The 2,718-nt window shown below is 41.5% G+C and carries 5 protein-coding genes; 1 reads left to right on the top strand and 4 read right to left on the bottom strand.

The features are described from left to right. The first annotated feature begins 555 nt into the window (after positions 1–555). Positions 556–1,416, top strand: a complete 861-nt coding sequence (locus tag A3766_RS19620) for a PhzF family phenazine biosynthesis protein (protein ID WP_369808642.1) — start codon at positions 556–558, stop codon at positions 1,414–1,416. 69 nt (positions 1,417–1,485) lie between these two features. Here A3766_RS19620 and A3766_RS19615 read toward each other — a convergent pair whose 3' ends face one another. The 4 genes from A3766_RS19615 to A3766_RS19600 all read right to left on the bottom strand — a co-directional run. After that, positions 1,486–1,803 carry a CcdB family protein gene (locus A3766_RS19615; RefSeq protein ID WP_068516653.1) on the bottom strand — a complete coding sequence of 106 codons (318 nt, stop codon included), beginning with the start codon at positions 1,801–1,803 and terminating at the stop codon, positions 1,486–1,488. Further along, a complete protein-coding gene (locus A3766_RS19610) occupies positions 1,803–2,048 on the bottom strand; it encodes a type II toxin-antitoxin system CcdA family antitoxin (RefSeq protein ID WP_068516651.1) in 246 nt (81 codons plus the stop codon). Before A3766_RS19610 ends, A3766_RS19615 begins: the two co-directional genes overlap by 1 nt. A gap of 159 nt (positions 2,049–2,207) precedes the next feature. Next, positions 2,208–2,477, bottom strand: a complete 270-nt coding sequence (locus A3766_RS19605) for a Txe/YoeB family addiction module toxin (RefSeq protein WP_068516648.1) — start codon at positions 2,475–2,477, stop codon at positions 2,208–2,210. Next, positions 2,458–2,718: type II toxin-antitoxin system Phd/YefM family antitoxin (locus tag A3766_RS19600; protein WP_068642819.1), on the bottom strand; the 261-nt coding region annotated here is incomplete at its 5' end. The genes A3766_RS19600 and A3766_RS19605, both read right to left, overlap by 20 nt.

Below are 2,718 nucleotides of genomic sequence, written 5' to 3'. Positions count from 1 at the left end.
TATATGGTATGACACATATATTATGGCTCTGGCTTTGCTAACCCACGATAGGAGGTCAGCACTCTTTTGGGACGTGGGGAGTCATTATGTCTATGTACATACAAGGAAAAGTAGTTAGTCACAATGTTCGAGCTTATTTTTACATTCTTTCAACCTTATGTGGCTTTGTTAGCAATATTTCTAACATTCCCATTCATATTACAATTCTTAAATTCAAAGTACTTAAAGGGTCGATTCAAGCGTTTTGGTATCGTATTATTCTCAACTCTCTTGGTGTTTTCGTATTGGTTGTTAAATATTGCGTTTTTCTCAGAAAGTGATGTGGCAGCTTTGTTACCAAAACCTGAAAATGTTCAAATTGGTCCAGAACATCAAACAACAATAGATACTGTCCATACAGGTTCACAGGTCACTACTTTTGCGCTTGGGTCTGTATTTAGCATTTTTTACTTAGTATTTGTATATTTAACTTGGTTGGTATTCTCACTATTATCGAGGCCTTTCCGTGACAACAGTACATAACCAAGCAATCAAAGATCGCCCACGAAAGGGCCCGTGGGCTGGACTCGCTTTGCTGCGCGCCGCTCGCCCTTTATTGCGGCGTTAGGTTTTTATCACACAGTATCGGATATGAAAATAAAACAATACCAAGTTGATGCCTTTGCAACCCGTGCATTCGAGGGAAACCCGGCGGCAGTATGTCCATTGGATAACTGGCTGAAAGATGAATTGCTTCAAGCCATCGCAGAAGAAAACAATTTATCTGAAACAGCATTTTTCGTGCCCACAGAAACTGGGTTTAATTTAAGATGGTTTAGTCCTGTTAAGGGGGTTGATTTATGTGGGCATGCCACATTGGCAACGGCTCATGTCATCTTTGAAATTCTTGGTCATACTGAACCAACGATTATCTTTGAGACGCGTAGCGGCAACCTTTGCGTGGAAAAGGATGGCAATCAACTAAAAATGGATTTTCCGGCGCTAGCACTAACTCCTTGTGAGGTTTCCGAAACTTTGGTTAAAGCCATTGGTGTGTGCCCCATTGAGGTATTGGTCGCGGATGATTACGTAGCTGTGTTTGATAATGAGGCAATCGTTCGAGCCATCACACCAACCCACTCTTTGCTTAGCCAACTCGATTTTCGCGGTGTAATCGTTACCGCACCGGGCTCCGATGTGGATTTTGTCAGTAGATTCTTTGCTCCTAAAATTGGCATCCCCGAAGATCCCGTTACTGGTGCAGCGCATTGCAAACTTGCGCCGTACTGGGCTGGTAAACTTGGGAAAAGCACTTTAAGCGCCAAGCAAGTCTCTAAGCGTGGTGGCAGCCTTACATGCGAAGTCAAAGCCGACCGAGTCATACTGTACGGAAGTACCGTAACGTTTATGGAGGCAGAGATTGCATTCGAAACCTAACAATGCCGTAAACTCGGAGGCATTTTTCGTTCGCGCTGCTCACTACAAATGCGCCGGTTACGGCTGGCGTTAAATGCCAGTAATCAACATATCTATCGCATCAATGATTTGGTAGCGATAATGTTCTAGAGAGTCTACTTCGGATTTCAGAAGCGTTTTAGGCACAGTTGTCATTTGGTTGGTAACGAGGACGAAATCCTCTCCTTCAATTCTAACTGTAGGACATAGCTTCTGAGCTACTTTTTCGTTAACTTTTTTCGAAGGGGTTAACGGGATAACTAGTCTTGAATTCAAGTCATTTAGTAAGTTGTTTTGCACATCAACAAAATAGGGGTATGTTTTTTTACTGCTTTTGTCTTTGTTCAAATAAAGCGTAAATTGGCTCATTAAAAGCTCCTGAATGAGTCAGAAAATAAACCATTCTCTTCACTCAACTTGTTCAGCTCGTCAATAGCATCTTTATTTTCTTTAAGCCATTGTTCGCGTTGTGCTTTTTTTACTTGAACAATCAAGGCTTGTTCAAGTGTCGCTGATAAGTTTATTTTCAAACTTTTAGCTTGATTTAAAAGGTCACTGTTTACTGTTAGGTTAGTAGCTTTCTTAGGCGCTTGCTGGTCAAAACTTGGTCGCATGGTATTTGCTCCTAATGCGCATTGTTTATATGTATTGTTATGCTATTCCATATCCAAGCATTTAACAAGCGGCTCCACCGGACAAATTTTAGTGTCACCATTTTTGTTCCAAAAATGCCGCCAATAAAATTTGCTCGGTGAGCCGGGCGTTAAGGCCTATTAGTGTTGGCCGTAGTGCCCACCAATAGCAAAAATGTAAATATACTCATCGTCGTATTTATAAATTAACCGGTCTTTCTGGCTTAGACGTCTCGACCAAAGTCCCGATAAATTATGCTTAAGTTGTTCTGGTTTTCCCGTTCCTTCGGCAGGGTTACCACGCAGCATTTCCTTAAGTTGTCGGCACAGTACCTTATATAGCTTTTTATCGTTTTCTCTTAAGGTTTCATATTCTTGCCATGTATTTCCCTCAAAGACCAGTGATCTCACTCATCTCCTCCTTGCTTGGCTTATAACCTTCATTGTCAGTATGTGTTTTTACCGAGTCAGCGATTTGCTTCATCAAGTTAGTATTCTGCAAAACATATAAGGTTTCTTGCTCTCTTTCCCAGTCGTCAGCACTCATCACAACAAAATCGTCACCGGCTCGCCTAGTTACCTTTAAGGGCTCATGGTTCCCAACTATCTGTTCTACAAAGCCTTTCAAGTTGTCTCTAAATTTATTAACACT

It is taken from the genome of Oleiphilus sp. HI0132 (genome assembly GCF_001635845.1).
The sequence above is the reverse complement of the archived record's forward strand: the minus strand, read 5'-3'. Positions and strand labels throughout refer to the sequence as shown.

Bases quoted from the DNA above. Each gene is read 5' to 3' on its own strand.
- A3766_RS19615 (WP_068516653.1), bottom strand. From the start codon at position 1,803: ATGAGCCAATTTACGCTTTATTTGAACAAAGACAAAAGCAGTAAAAAA.
- A3766_RS19610 (WP_068516651.1), bottom strand. From the start codon at position 2,048: ATGCGACCAAGTTTTGACCAGCAAGCGCCTAAGAAAGCTACTAACCTA.